This window comes from Parasphingopyxis sp. CP4 (assembly GCF_013378055.1).
GTDB lineage: Bacteria > Pseudomonadota > Alphaproteobacteria > Sphingomonadales > Sphingomonadaceae > Parasphingopyxis.
This window is the reverse complement of record NZ_CP051130.1, coordinates 904,245-919,675: the sequence shown is the minus strand read 5'-3', so window position 1 is coordinate 919,675 and position 15,431 is coordinate 904,245. Positions and strand designations below refer to the sequence as shown.

The 15,431-nt window shown below is 56.8% G+C and carries 16 protein-coding genes; 2 read left to right on the top strand and 14 right to left on the bottom strand.

Going from position 1 to position 15,431, the window contains the following annotated elements; genetic code table 11:
• Positions 1–14: 14 nt before the first annotated feature.
• The 11 genes from fabZ to rpsB all read right to left on the bottom strand — a co-directional run bounded on the left by fabZ (position 15) and on the right by rpsB (position 10,872).
• A complete protein-coding gene (gene fabZ, locus HFP51_RS04355) occupies positions 15–473 on the bottom strand; it encodes a 3-hydroxyacyl-ACP dehydratase FabZ (protein WP_176876536.1) in 459 nt (152 codons plus the stop codon).
• A 20-nt stretch (positions 474–493) separates the two neighbouring features.
• Entirely contained in the window at positions 494–1,126 is a 633-nt protein-coding gene (locus HFP51_RS04350; RefSeq protein ID WP_176874539.1) for an OmpH family outer membrane protein, read from the bottom strand.
• Positions 1,126–3,777, bottom strand: a complete 2,652-nt coding sequence (gene bamA, locus HFP51_RS04345; protein WP_176876535.1) for an outer membrane protein assembly factor BamA — start codon at positions 3,775–3,777, stop codon at positions 1,126–1,128. Before bamA ends, HFP51_RS04350 begins: the two co-directional genes overlap by 1 nt.
• A gap of 102 nt (positions 3,778–3,879) precedes the next feature.
• Positions 3,880–5,013, bottom strand: coding sequence for an RIP metalloprotease RseP (gene rseP / locus HFP51_RS04340; protein ID WP_176874538.1), 1,134 nt, complete (start codon positions 5,011–5,013; stop codon positions 3,880–3,882).
• Entirely contained in the window at positions 5,010–6,173 is a 1,164-nt protein-coding gene (locus HFP51_RS04335; RefSeq protein ID WP_176874537.1) for a 1-deoxy-D-xylulose-5-phosphate reductoisomerase, read from the bottom strand. The genes rseP and HFP51_RS04335 overlap by 4 nt, the downstream gene beginning before the upstream one ends.
• The gene (locus HFP51_RS04330; RefSeq protein WP_176874536.1) at positions 6,170–6,961 is read right to left on the bottom strand and encodes a phosphatidate cytidylyltransferase; all 792 of its coding nucleotides are present in this window, start codon (positions 6,959–6,961) and stop codon (positions 6,170–6,172) included. The genes HFP51_RS04335 and HFP51_RS04330 overlap by 4 nt, the downstream gene beginning before the upstream one ends.
• Positions 6,958–7,713: an isoprenyl transferase gene (locus tag HFP51_RS04325; RefSeq protein ID WP_370462937.1), complete on the bottom strand. Its 756-nt coding sequence runs from the start codon at positions 7,711–7,713 to the stop codon at positions 6,958–6,960. The genes HFP51_RS04330 and HFP51_RS04325 overlap by 4 nt, the downstream gene beginning before the upstream one ends.
• Positions 7,710–8,267 (bottom strand): ribosome recycling factor, encoded by a 558-nt coding sequence (frr, locus tag HFP51_RS04320; RefSeq protein WP_176874535.1) that lies wholly within the window; start codon positions 8,265–8,267, stop codon positions 7,710–7,712. The genes HFP51_RS04325 and frr overlap by 4 nt, the downstream gene beginning before the upstream one ends.
• Positions 8,267–8,995: a UMP kinase gene (gene pyrH, locus HFP51_RS04315; protein ID WP_176874534.1), complete on the bottom strand. Its 729-nt coding sequence runs from the start codon at positions 8,993–8,995 to the stop codon at positions 8,267–8,269. Before pyrH ends, frr begins: the two co-directional genes overlap by 1 nt.
• Positions 8,996–9,102: 107 nt before the next feature.
• Positions 9,103–10,026, bottom strand: coding sequence for a translation elongation factor Ts (gene tsf / locus HFP51_RS04310; protein ID WP_176874533.1), 924 nt, complete (start codon positions 10,024–10,026; stop codon positions 9,103–9,105).
• A gap of 87 nt (positions 10,027–10,113) precedes the next feature.
• Entirely contained in the window at positions 10,114–10,872 is a 759-nt protein-coding gene (rpsB, locus tag HFP51_RS04305) for a 30S ribosomal protein S2 (protein WP_176874532.1), read from the bottom strand.
• A gap of 234 nt (positions 10,873–11,106) precedes the next feature.
• Between rpsB and HFP51_RS04300 the strand changes: the two genes are divergently transcribed.
• Positions 11,107–11,355, top strand: coding sequence for a hypothetical protein (locus HFP51_RS04300; RefSeq protein WP_176874531.1), 249 nt, complete (start codon positions 11,107–11,109; stop codon positions 11,353–11,355).
• Here HFP51_RS04300 and pssA read toward each other — a convergent pair.
• Together pssA and HFP51_RS04290 are read right to left on the bottom strand one after the other, a co-directional pair.
• Positions 11,306–12,067 (bottom strand): CDP-diacylglycerol--serine O-phosphatidyltransferase, encoded by a 762-nt coding sequence (pssA, locus tag HFP51_RS04295; RefSeq protein WP_176876533.1) that lies wholly within the window; start codon positions 12,065–12,067, stop codon positions 11,306–11,308. The two genes, HFP51_RS04300 and pssA, sit on opposite strands and share 50 nt — an antisense overlap.
• Before the next feature lie 20 nt (positions 12,068–12,087).
• Positions 12,088–12,822, bottom strand: a complete 735-nt coding sequence (locus HFP51_RS04290; protein WP_176874530.1) for a phosphatidylserine decarboxylase — start codon at positions 12,820–12,822, stop codon at positions 12,088–12,090.
• Positions 12,823–12,958: 136 nt separating this feature from the next.
• Here HFP51_RS04290 and HFP51_RS04285 point away from each other — a divergent pair, with 136 nt between their 5' ends.
• Entirely contained in the window at positions 12,959–14,179 is a 1,221-nt protein-coding gene (locus HFP51_RS04285; protein WP_176874529.1) for an NADP-dependent isocitrate dehydrogenase, read from the top strand.
• Positions 14,180–14,211: 32 nt separating this feature from the next.
• Here HFP51_RS04285 and HFP51_RS04280 read toward each other — a convergent pair whose 3' ends face one another.
• On the bottom strand, positions 14,212–15,375 hold the full coding sequence (locus HFP51_RS04280; protein WP_176874528.1) for an FAD-dependent oxidoreductase: 1,164 nt from the start codon (positions 15,373–15,375) through the stop codon (positions 14,212–14,214).
• Between the last annotated feature and the right edge of the window lie 56 nt (positions 15,376–15,431).

Genomic DNA, 15,431 nt, shown 5'->3' with positions numbered 1-15,431 from the left:
GTGAGCTATGCGGTTTAATCTTCAGGCGGATCCGCAATCATTGCCGTAAAATCTGCTTCAGCAGCCAGCGTGTCGCCGATATAGGCCCTACCGCTAAATTTGCAGACCGGAAAGCGCTTGCGCGCATATTCGACCTTCAGCGTGAGCAGGCAGCCCGGTTCCACGGGTGCGCGAAACTTGGCGCCGTCAATGGCCATGAAATAGACGAGCTTTCCACTTTCAAGCAGATTGAGCTCTTCAACGGCCATGATCGCGGCGGCCTGAGCCAGCGCTTCAATGATCAGGACGCCGGGCATAATCGGACGGCCGGGGAAATGGCCCTGGAAAAACTCTTCGTTCATCGACACAGCCTTGATGGCCGTTATCGATTCACCCGGGACGATCTTTTCAACCCGGTCAACGAGTAAAAATGGATAGCGATGCGGAATGGCCGCCATGACCCGTTTGGTATCAAACGGGCCGATGGCGGTCATGTCCTCAGAAGCGGTGTCGCTCACCGGCCTTCGGGCTGCGCAGCGGGTTGCTGAGCGGCGCGCAGCGTATCACCCGGGTTCCAGCCTGCAGGCGGAATAGCCTGAACGCTTGGCACCCGCGCGTTAAGCTGTGTCGTCACGGCCGGCGTGATGTTGGCTGTCGACGTTGGCGACAATGCAGCAATTGCACTTGGCTCGAGCACGAGATCGACATTCGAAGATGTCATCGCAGCCTGCAGAGCTTCATTGAAGTGCACGCCGATCTGTTCGCGGACATAGGCACGAGCCAGATTTACCGGTCGGCCGAGGGCAGCGAGTTCCTGCTCAGCGGCCTGGCGGCGCTGCGCAAAGGTTGTAACAGCAGCCGGTGGTGTCTGAGCGTTCGGATTTGCAGCCTGTGCAGCCTGCGCGGCCTGTTGGAGCGGCAGAAGTTCGTTCTGCAGAGCCTGGGCCCGGGTCTGGGACTGCTGGATCTGCGCCGCATATGTCGACTGGATCTGGGCTTCAGCGGCCTGGAAAGCCGCAGTCTGCTGAATAGCTCCATCAACACTCACGACACCAACGCCGCGTGCTTGGGCATGAGCGGGAGTTGCAGCAACCAAAGGAAGCGCAAGCAATAGCCCTGCGAAGAAGGTTTTTGTTTTTGAAAACATCAGAATTGAGTTCCTATATTGAATGAGAATATCTTGTCCTCGTCGCCTTCTTCCTGAAGAAGAGCGTAAGCGAGGTCGATACGGAACGGCCCGAAAGGCGAGTTCCAAGATACGCCGGCGCCGATTGTGACGCGTGGCGAAGGCGAGTCCCCAACGAACCGCTCCAGGAACGGAGCGATTGTACGATTCGCTTCTGTAAGCGGATCGCCATTGCCATCGATAGCGTCCGTGGTCAAAGTCCCGTCCGGCGCGATGAACAAAGGTGCCCCATTCTGATCCAGCAAGCGGGTGATCTCCGGACCCGGGATATTATCTCCGGTGCACGGCGTGCGTCCGACTTCATTGCCATTGGCATCAAGACAGGGGAAAGTTTGCAGCTCGGGGTCCGTCACACCGAATACCGCACCGGCATCGATAAAGATTGACGGACGGAAGCCCAGTTCGCGAGCTCCTGAACCAAGCGGAATTTCCAGCTCTGCACGAGCCAGGTAATATGCCCGGCCGCCGATGGCATCGTCGGTGACGAATTGTTCGTCGGTGACAAGATCATTGGTCCCCGGCAGATATGAGAAGCGTTGTACGCGCGGACCCACACCGCGAATATCAAAGCCGCGAATCTGGGGCTCGCCCAGGAAGAAGCGGTCCGTCAGGCGAACATCGTCGATACCAACGCCACCGCGATTTTCGAACGACAACACATAACCAGCTTCTGCACTCAGACCGAGAATGAAGCCAGAACCGATATTGAAGAATTGATCGGCATCAATCCGCGTTCTCAGGTAACGAACGTCGCCGAACACACCGGCAAAATCCTGACTCAGGATGATCCGGCGGCCGCGTGATGGCCGCACATTATTGTCGAGATTATTGTAAACCAGCGAGTAGCCGACACTCGAAATGATCCGATTGCCGATCGTATCGCACAGGAAACGACCCGCCAGCAGTGGACTACATTCGCCGTTGATGAAGAAGGTGTTCTCGTTGAGCGTAACATCTTCCTGGCTCAACCCATAGCGCAGGGCGAGCGTCCAATATTCCGTGAGCGGTACACCCGCACGGACTTGGAAGCCGGTGCTGACCTGCTCATAGGTTGTGTTTCGGTCATTGCCGATAAAGTTGAATGAATTGAAATCACGCCGGAACAAATCAACACCGATCGCGATGTTCCGATCGAAAAGATATGGCTCGGTGAAGCCGAGTTCGATCGAATTCGAGAAACTTGAATAGTTGATGCCGGCCCGTAGTTCCTGACCACGGCCAAGGAAGTTGCGTTGGCGAACCGAGAAGTTGAGGATGAACCGCTCAAGGCTCGAAAAGCCAGCCGAGAGCTGCAATTCGCCGGTCGCGTTTTCTTCCACATTGGCGGTCAGGACAATCCGATCCGGTGCTGAGCCCGGGGTTTGCTCAATCTCGAAATTTTCCTGGAAAAAGCCCAGTGAGTTAACGCGGCTCTGCGATCGCCGAACTAGGAAGCTGTTAAAGGCGTCCCCTTCCTGCAGGCGAAACTCGCGGCGAATGACCTTGTCACGAGTTAGCGTGTTACCGTTGACCTCAATTCGCTCAACATAAACGCGCGGTGCCTGTTCGATCCGGAAACGGACCGACATGGTGCGATCTTCGCGGTTGATGTTAAATTCAGGACGCGCCTCAGCAAAGGCATAGCCGAGCAGGCCTGCCGTCTGGTTGAGGCTGTCGATCGTATCCTCAATCTGCTGGGCGTTATACCAGTCGCCCGTTTGCATCGGGATGAAGCTGCTGAACTGGTCGGAACTGAAGTCGCGCAGATCGCTGTCGAGTTCGAGATCACCAAAGCGATACCGCTCACCTTCTTCGACCACATAGGTGATGATAAAATCACGCCGGTCCGGGGTCAGTTCGGCGACCGCCGATACGACGCGGAAATCGGCATAGCCTTCGGTCAGATAGAACTGACGAAGTCGCTGCTGGTCAAATGCCAGGCGGTCGGGATCGAAAGTATCGCTAGAGGAGAAGAAGCGGAAGAAGCGCGATTGCTTTGTCGCCATCTCCGAGCGCAAATCGCTGTCCGAGAAAACATCATTGCCGATTACGTTGATCTGCTGGACCCGCGATCGCGGACCTTCGTTGACTTCGAAGACGATATCGACGCGGTTCTGGTCCAGCTCGACCATCTGCGGCTCAACCGATGCCGCAAACCGACCACGACGCCGATAGAGCTCAATGATACGTGCAACGTCTGCACGGGCACGTGAGCGCGTAAAAATTTGCCGCGGTGCAAGGCGGATCTCACCGCGGATGTCATCATCATCAAGTCGACGATTGCCTTCGAGCAGGATGCGATTGATCACCGGGTTCTCTTGAACAACGATAGTCAACTCACCGGCATTGTCGCGGATCTCTACATCTCTGAACAATTCAGTCTCGAAAAGATCGCGCAGCGCCTCGTCAAGATCTTCGCGGGAATATGTGGCCCCGGGACGTAGCTCGATATAGGATCGGACCGTATCCGGCTCGATACGCTGCGAGCCTTCGACCAGTACAGCCCGAATTATCTGACCTTCTGGCAGCGCTTCGTCAGTTGTGACGACATCGGCCTCGGTGTTGAACTGCGCAGCCGGCTGCGCGATCACGGGAGCGGCAAAGCCGCCCAGGAACGTGCCGAGCATCAGCATGGATAGCCGCGCCTGTTTCGATTTTCTTGGGTTACTCAGATGCACGCAAATCGCCCTTATAATCTTATTCCGTTAGGAAAAACTCGCCCTGCCCCATCACAGTCAGCCGATCAACCCGCTCAGTCTTTCCCACAGACCAAACGAACCCAAATCGATGACAGTCACCATCAACATGAAACTCAGCAAGACGGCAAGACCCATACGAAAAGCCCATTCTTGTGCCTCTGGCTTTACTGGCCTCCTGCGGACGGCTTCCGCCGCATAGAACACCAAGTGACCCCCGTCGAGCATGGGGATTGGCAACAGGTTGATGAATCCGAGATTAATCGAAATGGCTGCCATGAAGAAAAGAAAAGCATAAAGGCCGAGACTAGCCGTCTGACCGGAATATTGCGCGATCCGCAGCGGGCCGCCCAACTCCTCAACTGAGCGCCGCCCAGAAATAATCTGGCCAAGGCCAACGGTGATCATTTCAAGGCTCGAAATAGTCTGTGCGACTGCGGCAGAGGGAAGCTCAGTTGCGCCCAGCTGTTCCATCTCCAGCACATCTGACTGGATACCGAGACGACCGATCCGTGCTTCGTTGCCAAATCGGTCTTCGACCGTGATGTCGGCGGTTTCCGCTATCAGCGAAATATTGGAGCCATCACGATCAATGGTGAACTCCATCTCCTGCCCGGGGCGCAGGCGCACATAATCAGCGAGCTCGTCAAAACGATCAATTGATCGCCCATCGACTGCGGTAATCTCATCACCCAGTTCAAAACCTGCCTCTTCGGCAACCGAATCTTCAAAAATCATTGAGACGATCGGCGCGTTCTGGGCCTGCCCATATGTCGCGAATATGCCCATGAACAGTACGATTGCGAAAAGGAAGTTGATCATCGGCCCGGCGAGGATAATCAGAAAGCGTTGCCCAACCGGTTTGAACTGGAACAGTTCAGCGCGTTGGTCGGATGGAATTTTTTCTGCGTCAGGATCTGGCTGACTGGCCGCATTGAGATCGCCAGCGAACTGGACATACCCTCCCAGCGGAAGCCAGCCGATTTTCCAGCGGGTATCATTCTTGTCGGTCCAACCGGCGATCTCCCGACCAAATCCGATCGAAAATTTCTCGACTTTGGTGTTGAACCAACGGGCAACGAGATAATGCCCCATCTCGTGAACAAATACGAGCGGGCCGATGACCAGCAAAAACGCGCCGATGGAATAAAGAATACCGGGTGTTTCAATCATGCAGAAATGCGGTCCATTTGCTGTTGGGCCTGTGTCCTGGCTTCAGCGTCGATAGCAAAAACGTCATCGATGCTGTGCGGCGCGTCGGGTGCATAGCGGTCCAGCACGTCCGCGACAATCGTCGCAATCTCAAGGAAACCGATCCGCTTGGCCAGAAATGCCGCGACGGCCTCTTCATTGGCCGCGTTCAGAATTGCTGGCCGAGCCCCTCCTGCCTCCATTGCAGCGCGCGCCAGGGCGATTGCCGGAAAGCGAACGGGATCAGGATCTTCAAAGTCGAGACGGGCGATTTCGGCAAGATTTAGGCGTTCGCAGGGCGTATCCATCCGGTTTGGCCAGGCCAGGGTATGTGCGATCGGAATTCGCATGTCCGGCGCACCCAATTGAGCCAGCACAGATCCATCGCGATATTCAACCAATGAATGGATAACTGATTGAGGATGAACGACTATTCGGCATTTATCGGGCGGCAGATCAAACAGGTAACGCGCCTCAATCAGTTCAAGGCCTTTGTTCATTAGTGTGGCGGAATCAATTGAGATCTTGGCGCCCATTGACCAGTTGGGATGCTGGACGGCGCGTTCAGGCGTAACGTCGCGCATCTCATCGCGGGTCCAGGTCCGAAACGGTCCGCCACTTGCGGTCAGGATGATGCTCTCAATGCCGTCGGGTCGATCGTGATCGAAGCATTGGAAGATTGCATTATGCTCGGAATCCACGGGTAAAATCGTCACGCCTTTTTTTCGCGCGGCGTCGAGCATTAGCGATCCGGCCGAGACAAGTGATTCTTTATTGGCCAGGCCAACAGTGATTCCCGCCTCGATCGCGGCCATAACCGGGCGGACCCCAGCTGCACCAACAATTGACGCCATTACGAAGTCGGCATCCATCGCCGCAGCCTCGCATATCGCCTCCGGGCCGGCGGCCGTTTCAATGCCGCTGCCGGATAGTGTGTCGGCAAGTTCTGCCGCGAGTGACGCATCACCGATCACGGCAATCTTGGCATTATGCATCCGAGCGGTTTTCGCGAGTCCATCGACATCGCGATAGGCAGTCAGCGCGATGACATCATACTTCTCAGGTTCCCGCGCAACCAGATCGAGAGTTGATTGGCCGACCGATCCGGTCGCTCCCAAAATGCTGATGCGCTTCACGCTCATGACACCAACCATCCGGTTGCCGTCAGGCCGGCGACGCAAATCGCGACGGGTAAAATTCCATCCAGCCTGTCGAGCGCTCCGCCATGTCCGGGAAAGATGTTGGAACTGTCTTTCACATCGGCCTTTCGTTTCAGCCAGCTCTCGAGCAAGTCGCCCAGCTGAGCGAGAACGGCCAGGGCCGGCGCCAGTGCGATGATCACGGGGCTGAGCTCTGTCGTCTGGACGAATACGAGGCTGACAATCGTGGCGATCGCAATGCCACCGATCAGGCCGGCCCATGTTTTGTTGGGACTGACCCGGGGGGCAAGTTTCGGGCCGCCGATCATCTTGCCCGCGAAATAAGCGCCCATATCGGTTCCCCAGACAACCGCGAGTGTCCAGAGTGTGAGGATCAACCCGCCTTGCTCGCGCAGGAAGATGATCGCGACACATGCGAAGGAGATATAGAGATATCCGATGCCAAGCCGGATGCTCCAAAGCCCAAGGCCAACCGTAGCCGCGATGATTGCCGTGGCGAGGACATCAGATTGATCGACCGGCGCATAGGTCGGGCTGAACAGCATCATCAGGCCGACCATTAAAACAGTAGCGGTCAGTTTTTTCCGGCCCGGCTCCTTCATCAGGCCGCACCATTCATACATCATTGCACCAGCGAGCAGTGTCACGAGCAGAAAGAAGCTCCACTCACCAAACCAAAGCGCACCGGTGGCAACGACAACGAGCACGATGCCAGTGATCGCGCGCGTCCATAGATTGCGGAATCTGCCGGGCGCAGCGGGCTCGGTCATAGACCGCCGTACCGCCGTTCGCGCTGGCTGAAATCGGATACCGCATCGCGCAGCGACTGCTCATCAAAGTCCGGCCAGAGCGTGTCGGTGAAATAGAGCTCGGCATAGGCGGATTGCCACAACAGGAAATTGGATAACCGGCATTCGCCTGACGTGCGGATGAGAAGGTCGAGTGGCGGCAGGCCGTCCGTGCTCAGATGACGTTCAATGGTGCTGCTGGTGACCTCGTCGGCTTTCAGCGTGCCAGCCGCTACATCGGCAGCGATTTTGCGGACTGATTGGGTGATTTCCGACTGCGAACCATAGTTGAGCGCAACAACGAGTGTGGCTTTGCTGTTGGTCTCGGTTCGCGCAATAGCCCGATCGATCAGCTCAACGACATCGGGTTCGAAGGCTTGATAGTCCCCGATCACGCGGATGCGTATCCCCTCCTCCGCCAGCGCTTCCAACTCCTTGCGGATGAAGCGGCGGAGCAAATCCATCAGATCCGATATTTCCGACGCCGGTCGGCTCCAATTTTCTGACGAAAACGCATAGAGCGTAAGGACTTCGATACCCAAGGCGCCGGCCGTTTTGACGACCGTTCGCGCGGCTTCGATACCTTTGCGATGCCCGGCAATGCGCGGCAGGCCGCGGCGTTGCGCCCAGCGGCCATTCCCATCCATGATGATGGCGATATGGCGAGGGCTCCCCTCGCTGCTGCCGGTGCCGGCCGCCGCGTCATCCACGGATCGAGCCGGTTCAGCCGTCACAGTTCGAGAATTTCCGATTCTTTCTCGCCGGAAATTGTGTCGATCTCGGCAATTTTGTCATCGGTCAGCTTCTGGACATCGGCTTCGGAGCGCTTCTTCTCGTCTTCGCCAATTTCCTTCTTATTCTCGTCAGCCTTCAGCGCATCCATGCCATCACGCCGGACGTTGCGCACCGCGATCTTGGCTTTTTCGGCATATTGGCCTGCGAGTTTGGCAAGCTCCTTGCGGCGCTCTTCAGTGAGATCGGGGATTGGCAGGCGGATCATCTGGCCATCAAGCTGCGGATTAAGGCCGAGGCCCGCCGCGCGGATCGCTTTTTCAACCGGCTGCACATTGGAGCCATCCCAAACCTGCACCGTCAGCATCCGTGGTTCCGGAGCACTGACAGTGGCCACCTGGTTGAGCGGCATATTGCTGCCATAGACTTCGACCTGAACCGGATCGAGCAGCGAAATATTGGCCCGGCCCGTCCGCAGGCCGCCAAGATCGCCACGCAGCGATTCAATCGCGCCATTCATGCGACGCTCAAGATCGCCCTTGTCATATTGCGCCATCAGGCGTCTCCTTCTTGTTGCACGGTCGTTGCCGTTCCATCACCTTTGAGAACATTGGCCAGATTGCCGGTCTCGCGGATGTTGAACACAACGATCGGAATGTCATTGTCGCGACATAGTGCGACAGCCGCCGCATCCATGACCTTCAAATTGTCGGACAGGACACGATTATAGCTGAGCGTTTCGTAGCGCGTCGCATCGGCAACCTGCTTCGGATCGGCATCATAGACGCCATCGACGCTGGTACCCTTGAGCAGCGCATCGCAGCCCATTTCGGCCGCCCGCAAGGCAGCCGCAGTATCGGTTGTGAAGTAGGGATTGCCCGTACCGGCTGCAAAAATCACGATGCGCCCGCGTTCCATATGGCGCATCGCACGGCGCCGAATATAGGGCTCGCAGACCGTATCCATCGGGATCGCTGAAAGAACGCGGGTGTCTTGACCTATCTGCTCGAGCGCATTTTGGACCGCGAGCGCGTTCATGACCGTGGCCAGCATGCCCATATAATCGGCGCTGGTCCGATCAAAACCCTTGGCCGCAGCCGCTAAGCCACGGAAAATATTGCCACCACCGACGACGAGGCACATTTCGTGGCCCGCTTCTTTCGCTGCGGCTACCTCTTGCGCCATGCGGGCTGTTGTTTCGGGATCGATACCGAATTGGCCGTCGCCCATCAGGGCTTCGCCAGACAGTTTGAGGAGGATGCGGTTATAATGCGGGCGGGACATTGCCAGTCCGGTCTTTCAAAAGGGTAATAAAGGAACGGCGCGCACCCTAGTGGGGGTGCGCGCCGCTGCCAAGCATTTGATTGCTTCGATGTGGATTAGCGAACCAGCTATGCGCCGACTGCAGCCGCCACTTCCTCAGCAAAATTCTCTTCCTTCTTCTCGATGCCTTCACCGAGCTGGAAGCGGATAAAGTCTTTGAGGACGATCTCCGAACCGGCTTCCTTGCCGGCCTGGGCGACTACGTCTTCGATCTTCGTCTTGTTATCCATGACGAAAACCTGGCTCATCAGCGCGTTTTCCTTGCGGTATTTCGCGATCGAACCTTCGACCATCTTCTCGACGATATTGTCAGGCTTGCCGGACTCAGCAGCCTTTTCCTGGGCGATTGCGCGCTCACGCTCAATCATGTCCGCGTCGAGATCGTCACCGGTCAACGCCATTGGCGAAGCCGCAGCGATGTGCATCGCAAGCTGTTTGCCGAGCGGTTCGAGCACATCAGCGGCGGCGGCACTTTCCAATGCCACGAGCACGCCGATCTTGCCCATGCCCGGTGCCGCAGCATTATGGACATAGGAAACGACAACACCCTGATCGACCGATGTCTTCGCCACACGGCGCAGACTCTGATTTTCGCCGATCGTGGCGATGTTAGCAGTCAGTTTCTCTTCGACATTCTCGCCACCAGCATAATCAGCCGCTTTGAGCGCTTCGAGATCTGCATCAACGCCAAGTGCAATATTAGTAACCGTGCCGACGAAATCCTGGAACTGATCGTTCTTCGCAACGAAATCGGTTTCCGAATTGACTTCGACTGCCGCGCCGGTCGTGCCGTCGACAGAAACGCCAACCAGGCCTTCAGCGGCCGTGCGGCCAGCTTTCTTGGCGGCCGCGGCAAGGCCCTTGGTGCGCAGCCAATCAACTGCTGCTTCGATATCGCCGCCATTTTCCTGGAGCGCTTTCTTCGAATCCATCATGCCTGCGCCGGTACGATCGCGCAGTTCTTTTACGTCCTTGGCTGAAAAATCGGCCATTTGTCCGTCCTCATATTTGCAATGTTGGTCAATCGACGCGCCGGGCTGCGGACCCGGCGCGCGATGTACGTCGTGTTTCGGTTTCGCTTACGCTTCAGCGATGGCCGGTTCGGCAGGCGGTTCAGCCGCAGCGCCGATATCTTCGCCGGAAGCGGCGGCCGCTGCCTGCGAACCGGCGCCAGCTGCTGCAGCAACGGCTTCGCAGTAAAGGCGAATGGCGCGGGCTGCGTCATCATTGGCCGGAACCGGGAATGCGATGCCATCCGGGCTCACATTGGAATCAAGGATCGCAACTACCGGAATACCAAGAACATTGGCTTCCTTGATGGCGAGCTCTTCCTTGTTCGCGTCAATGATGAACATCACGTCCGGAAGACCGCCCATGTCGCGAATACCGCCGAGCGAAAGCTCAAGCTTGTCGCGTTCGCGGGTAAGCTGCAGGACTTCTTTTTTCGTGAAGCCCGAAGCGTCGCCGCCCAGCTGCTCTTCCAGATTCTTGAAGCGCTTGATCGAGTTCGAAATCGTCTTCCAGTTGGTGAGCATGCCGCCCAGCCAGCGATGGTTGACGAAATGCTGGCCGCACGAACGCGCTGCATCAGCGATTGGCTGCTGCGCCTGGCGCTTGGTGCCAACGAACAGGATCTTGCCGCCGCTTGCAACGGACTGGCCAATAAAATCGAGCGCGCGCTGGAACAGCGGAACGCTCTGCGACAGATCAATGATATGAATCCCGTTGCGATCGCCGAATATATACGGCTTCATCTTCGGGTTCCAACGATGGGTCTGGTGGCCGAAATGCGCCCCGACCTCGAGCAATTGCTGCATGCTGACGGAAATGTCCGCCATAGTCTTTCTCCTTCCGGTTATACCTCTGGAAAGCAAGAATCAGAACCTTCGGCTCCGACACCGGTATGTGCGCCTTCCATGTGGAATGGCGCGCAGATAGGCGGTCTGTCAGAAAAATGCAAGCCCGGACTTGACCGGAACATTTATGGAACATAGAAAGTGGAACACAAGGCGAACATAAATCGCCAACACCGAGTGAGCATGGGGCCACCTGGTGCGACGAAGGAGAATAATATGTTTCAGCTACTGGCCACCACTTTTTTCGCTCTTGCTCTGATTGCGCCGCTGGCTGTCATCATTCTCACGCTGCATAGCCATTGGGACAAGGTCATCAGGGCGCTGTTAGGAACACAATCCCCCGGTGCAACCTATTCCGGAAACCACAACCGAATTCGCCGCCGCCCTCAATTGAGTTCGGTCGGGACAACGATGACTATTCGTCGAGTGCCGCCGGTTCGGATGCCGCTGCGCGTCGCCGCCTGACCTTTGCATAGCTGGCGATGCTGATCGGAATACTGCCAATATAGGCGATCGCCAGCAGCGAGAAGGTCACCCAAGGGATATTGACGAGCAATACGATCATTGCCGCGATTCCGACAATCGCGCCAAAGCGCATACCCCGGCGCAACCGGATCGAAGACCAGCTGAATGTGGCAATGTCCGATACCATGAGAAAGGCGATCAGCGCGGTCCATGGGGCCACAACATAGAATTCTCGGAAAATCGGTTGATCGGTGACGAGTGTCAGGAAGATTGGCAGCATCAACAGCCCTGCCCCGGTCGGCGACGGCACACCGGTCAGGAATCCTGCGGATTTATGGGGCTGTTCATCGACATCGATGCTGGCATTGAAACGGGCGAGGCGCAGGGCGCAGCAGGCTGCATAGGCGAGCGCGAATATCCAGCCATAGCGTGGCACATCCTGCAGCGCCCAGAGATACACGACAAAGGCCGGTGCTACCCCGAAGGCGATAACGTCTGACAAGGAATCAAGTTCTGCGCCAAAACGCGTTTGACCGTTCAGCAATCGCGCGATCCGCCCATCGAACCCGTCAAGCACACCGGCTATCACGATAAAGGTGAGCGCGGTTTCCCATTTGGCGTCGAGTGCAAAGCGGACGCTGCTCAGGCCCATGCACAGCGCCAGCACGGTAATCCCATTGGGAATAATCGCGCGCAGGGGAATTTCGCGCATCGCACCACCGAGCTTGGGTTTCACTGTGTCACCCCGAATGCGCGGCGATCGTCACCAATCTCGGCGATGATCGTTTCGCCGGCAATTGTCTTTTGACCAAGTGCAATCTGCGGCGCTGTGCCGACCGGAAGATAGACGTCGACCCGACTGCCAAAGCGGATAAGGCCAATGCGTTGTCCGGCAACGACCATGTCGCCGGGTTTAACAAAAGGTACGATGCGGCGTGCCACTAGCCCGGCGATCTGCGTGAAACCGATCCGTTGGCCATCGCGGGTTTCCATCAGGATGTGCTGACGCTCATTGTCTTCGCTCGCTTTATCGAGATCGGCGTTCACGAATTTCCCGGAAATGTAGATTACATCCTTGATGGTGCCGCCCATCGGCGCCCGGTTGATATGCACGTCGAACACGCTCATGAAAATCGATACCCGGCACACCACATCATTGCCGAGCGCGTCTGGACCAGCCATTTCGGGCGGTGGCGCGACATCGCGGATCAACGTAACCAATCCGTCAGCCGGTGCGATGATGAGGCCGTCTCCGCTTGGCGTAACACGGGTCGGATCACGGAAAAAACTGGCGATCCAGATGGTCAGGCCGATCAGCGGCCAGGCGATGATATCCCAGTCAAACCACAGGAAAAAGATCGCTGCGGCAGAGGAGATGGCGAGATAAACATAGGCCTCGGGATGAATGGGCGGCCATTGCCAGCGCACATTGCGATCATCTTCCGGGGGCTTTTGAAGCTCTGTCATGCGCGCTTACTACAGTTGGCTGTCCGGGGTGACAATCACTGCATTTTCCCTCTCAAAGCCGGTTGATTGCGCAGCCGATGGGCCCTAGACCATCGGCAAATTCTCGAAACTCCCCATCTGGAAAGCGAAACAGCGCATGGCAACCAAGATCAAGGTGAAGAATCCAGTCATCGAAATTGACGGTGACGAAATGACCCGGATTATTTGGGAATGGATCCGCGAGCGGCTCATCCGTCCCTATCTGGACGTCGATCTCCATTATTATGATCTTTCCATCCAGAAACGCGATGAAACCGATGACCGGATTACGGTCGATGCGGCGAATGCAATCCGCGAACATGGTGTTGGTGTAAAATGCGCAACCATCACACCTGACGAAGCTCGCGTCGAAGAGTTTGATCTCAAGCGTATGTGGAAATCGCCGAACGGCACGATCCGCAACATTCTCGGCGGTGTCGTGTTCCGTGAACCGATCGTGATCGACAATGTGCCGCGTCTCGTGCCGGGCTGGACGGATCCGATCGTGATCGGCCGTCATGCATTTGGTGATCAATATCGCGCCACCGATATGCTGGTTCCGGGCCCTGGCAAGCTGCGGCTTGTTTTCGAAGGCGATGATGGCACGGTGATGGACGAGGAAGTGTTCAATTTCCCCTCCCCTGGCGTCGCCATGGCGATGTATAATCTTGACGACAGTATCCGCGATTTTGCGCGCGCCAGCATGAATTATGGCCTGCAGCGCGAATGGCCGGTCTATCTCTCGACCAAGAACACCATCATGAAGAAATATGATGGCCGATTCAAAGATCTGTTCGAGGAAGTGTTCGAAGCCGAGTTCAAGGACGAGTTCGAAAAGCACGGCATCGAGTATGAGCATCGCCTGATCGACGACATGGTCGCGAGCGCTCTCAAATGGAACGGCAAGTTCGTTTGGGCCTGTAAGAATTATGACGGCGATGTGCAGTCTGACACGGTGGCGCAGGGATTTGGCTCGCTGGGCCTGATGACGTCTGTGCTGATGACGCCGGACGGCAAGACTGTCGAAGCGGAAGCCGCCCATGGCACTGTAACCCGCCACTATCGGATGCATGAACAGGGTAAGGCGACCTCGACCAACCCGATCGCGTCAATTTTCGCCTGGACGCGCGGTTTGATTTACCGCGGCAAATTTGACGAAACTCCGGATGTCTCGCGCTTTGCCGAAACACTGGAACGTGTCTGCATCGAAACTGTCGAAAAAGGCCAGATGACCAAGGATCTAGCGATCCTGATCGGGCCTGATCAAAGCTGGATGACCAGTGAGCAGTTCTTTGAGGCGGTTCGCGTCAATCTCGAAGCGGCGATGGACGACTGGTAGGATCCGGCGCAAGGCCTTTCATTCGCGGGTGCTCAGCCCAAATCATGAATGTCCGGTGCCTCAATTCGCTCACGTGCGAAGCCCAATCCGATAATCTGTGCCGGAAACCGGCGCAGGCTTGGAATGGCGTTCAACAGCCGCAATGGTAGAGGCGGTTTGCGCATCGCCGCGCGCCCTGACACCATCGGTTCGATCATCCGATCCTGCACCAGCTTTTGCAGCTTCTGGGTCTTGACCACAGCTTTCCAACGCCGTTCTTGCACCTTGTGCAGTAATGGATCCGGATCGTCCCCATTGGCGATCGGAGCGGCGAGAATATTGGCGGCCGCAACCGCATCCTGAATAGCCAGGTTAATCCCAACGCCTCCGATTGGTGACATGGCATGGGCAGCATCGCCAATCGCAAGCAGGCCAGGCTTGTGCCAGGTTGAGAGACGATCAAGTGACACCGAAAGCAGGTTGGCACTGTCCCATCCAGACAGCGTTTCAACGCCCTTCGCCAAAACCGGCGCAGTCTCGATGAGCATAGCCTGAAACTCCGCAAATGGGCGCTGTTTGATGCGCTCGCCCTCGCCCTTGGCAAACACAAAGCCGCATTGCCAATAGGTTCCACGATCGATGAGGATCAAAATTCGGTTGTTTTCGAACACGCCAAATGCTGTCCCCTTGCCGGACTTTGGTATCTCGAGCCAGAAGACATCCATTGGGGCGCCGAGGCGCTCAAGCGGCAGTTGAGCGGATTGTCGCAGGACTGATCCACGGCCATCGGCAGCGATAACGAGATCGGCATCGATGCGGGAACCATCCGCCAGCTTCACGCCGCGCACTTGGTCCGTGTCATCCGTGATTGTTCCGACTGCTTCCGCCTGGGTTCTCAGCGTAAAACTGGGATATCGTTGGGCGTTCGCTGATATGAAATTGAGGAGATCCCATTGCGGCATCATGGCAATGAACGGGGCGACGGTTTTGAGTCGACGGAAATCGGCTATCTCAACCAGCTGGCCTGCGATCTGAGCGGAAATACTCTCCACTCGGTCGTGCGGAAGGGCGAGAAGCTCATCGAGCAGGCCGAGTTGGTCGAACAGTTCCAGCGTCGAGGGATGGACGGTGTCTCCTCTGAAATCGCGCAGGAAGTCGGCATGTTTTTCAAGGACCAGTGTTTCGACGCCTGCCCGCGCAAACAGCAATCCAGCCATCAGCCCCGCGGGGCCGCCGCCAACAATGCATATTTGTGTGCGCTTGGGCTCGGTCA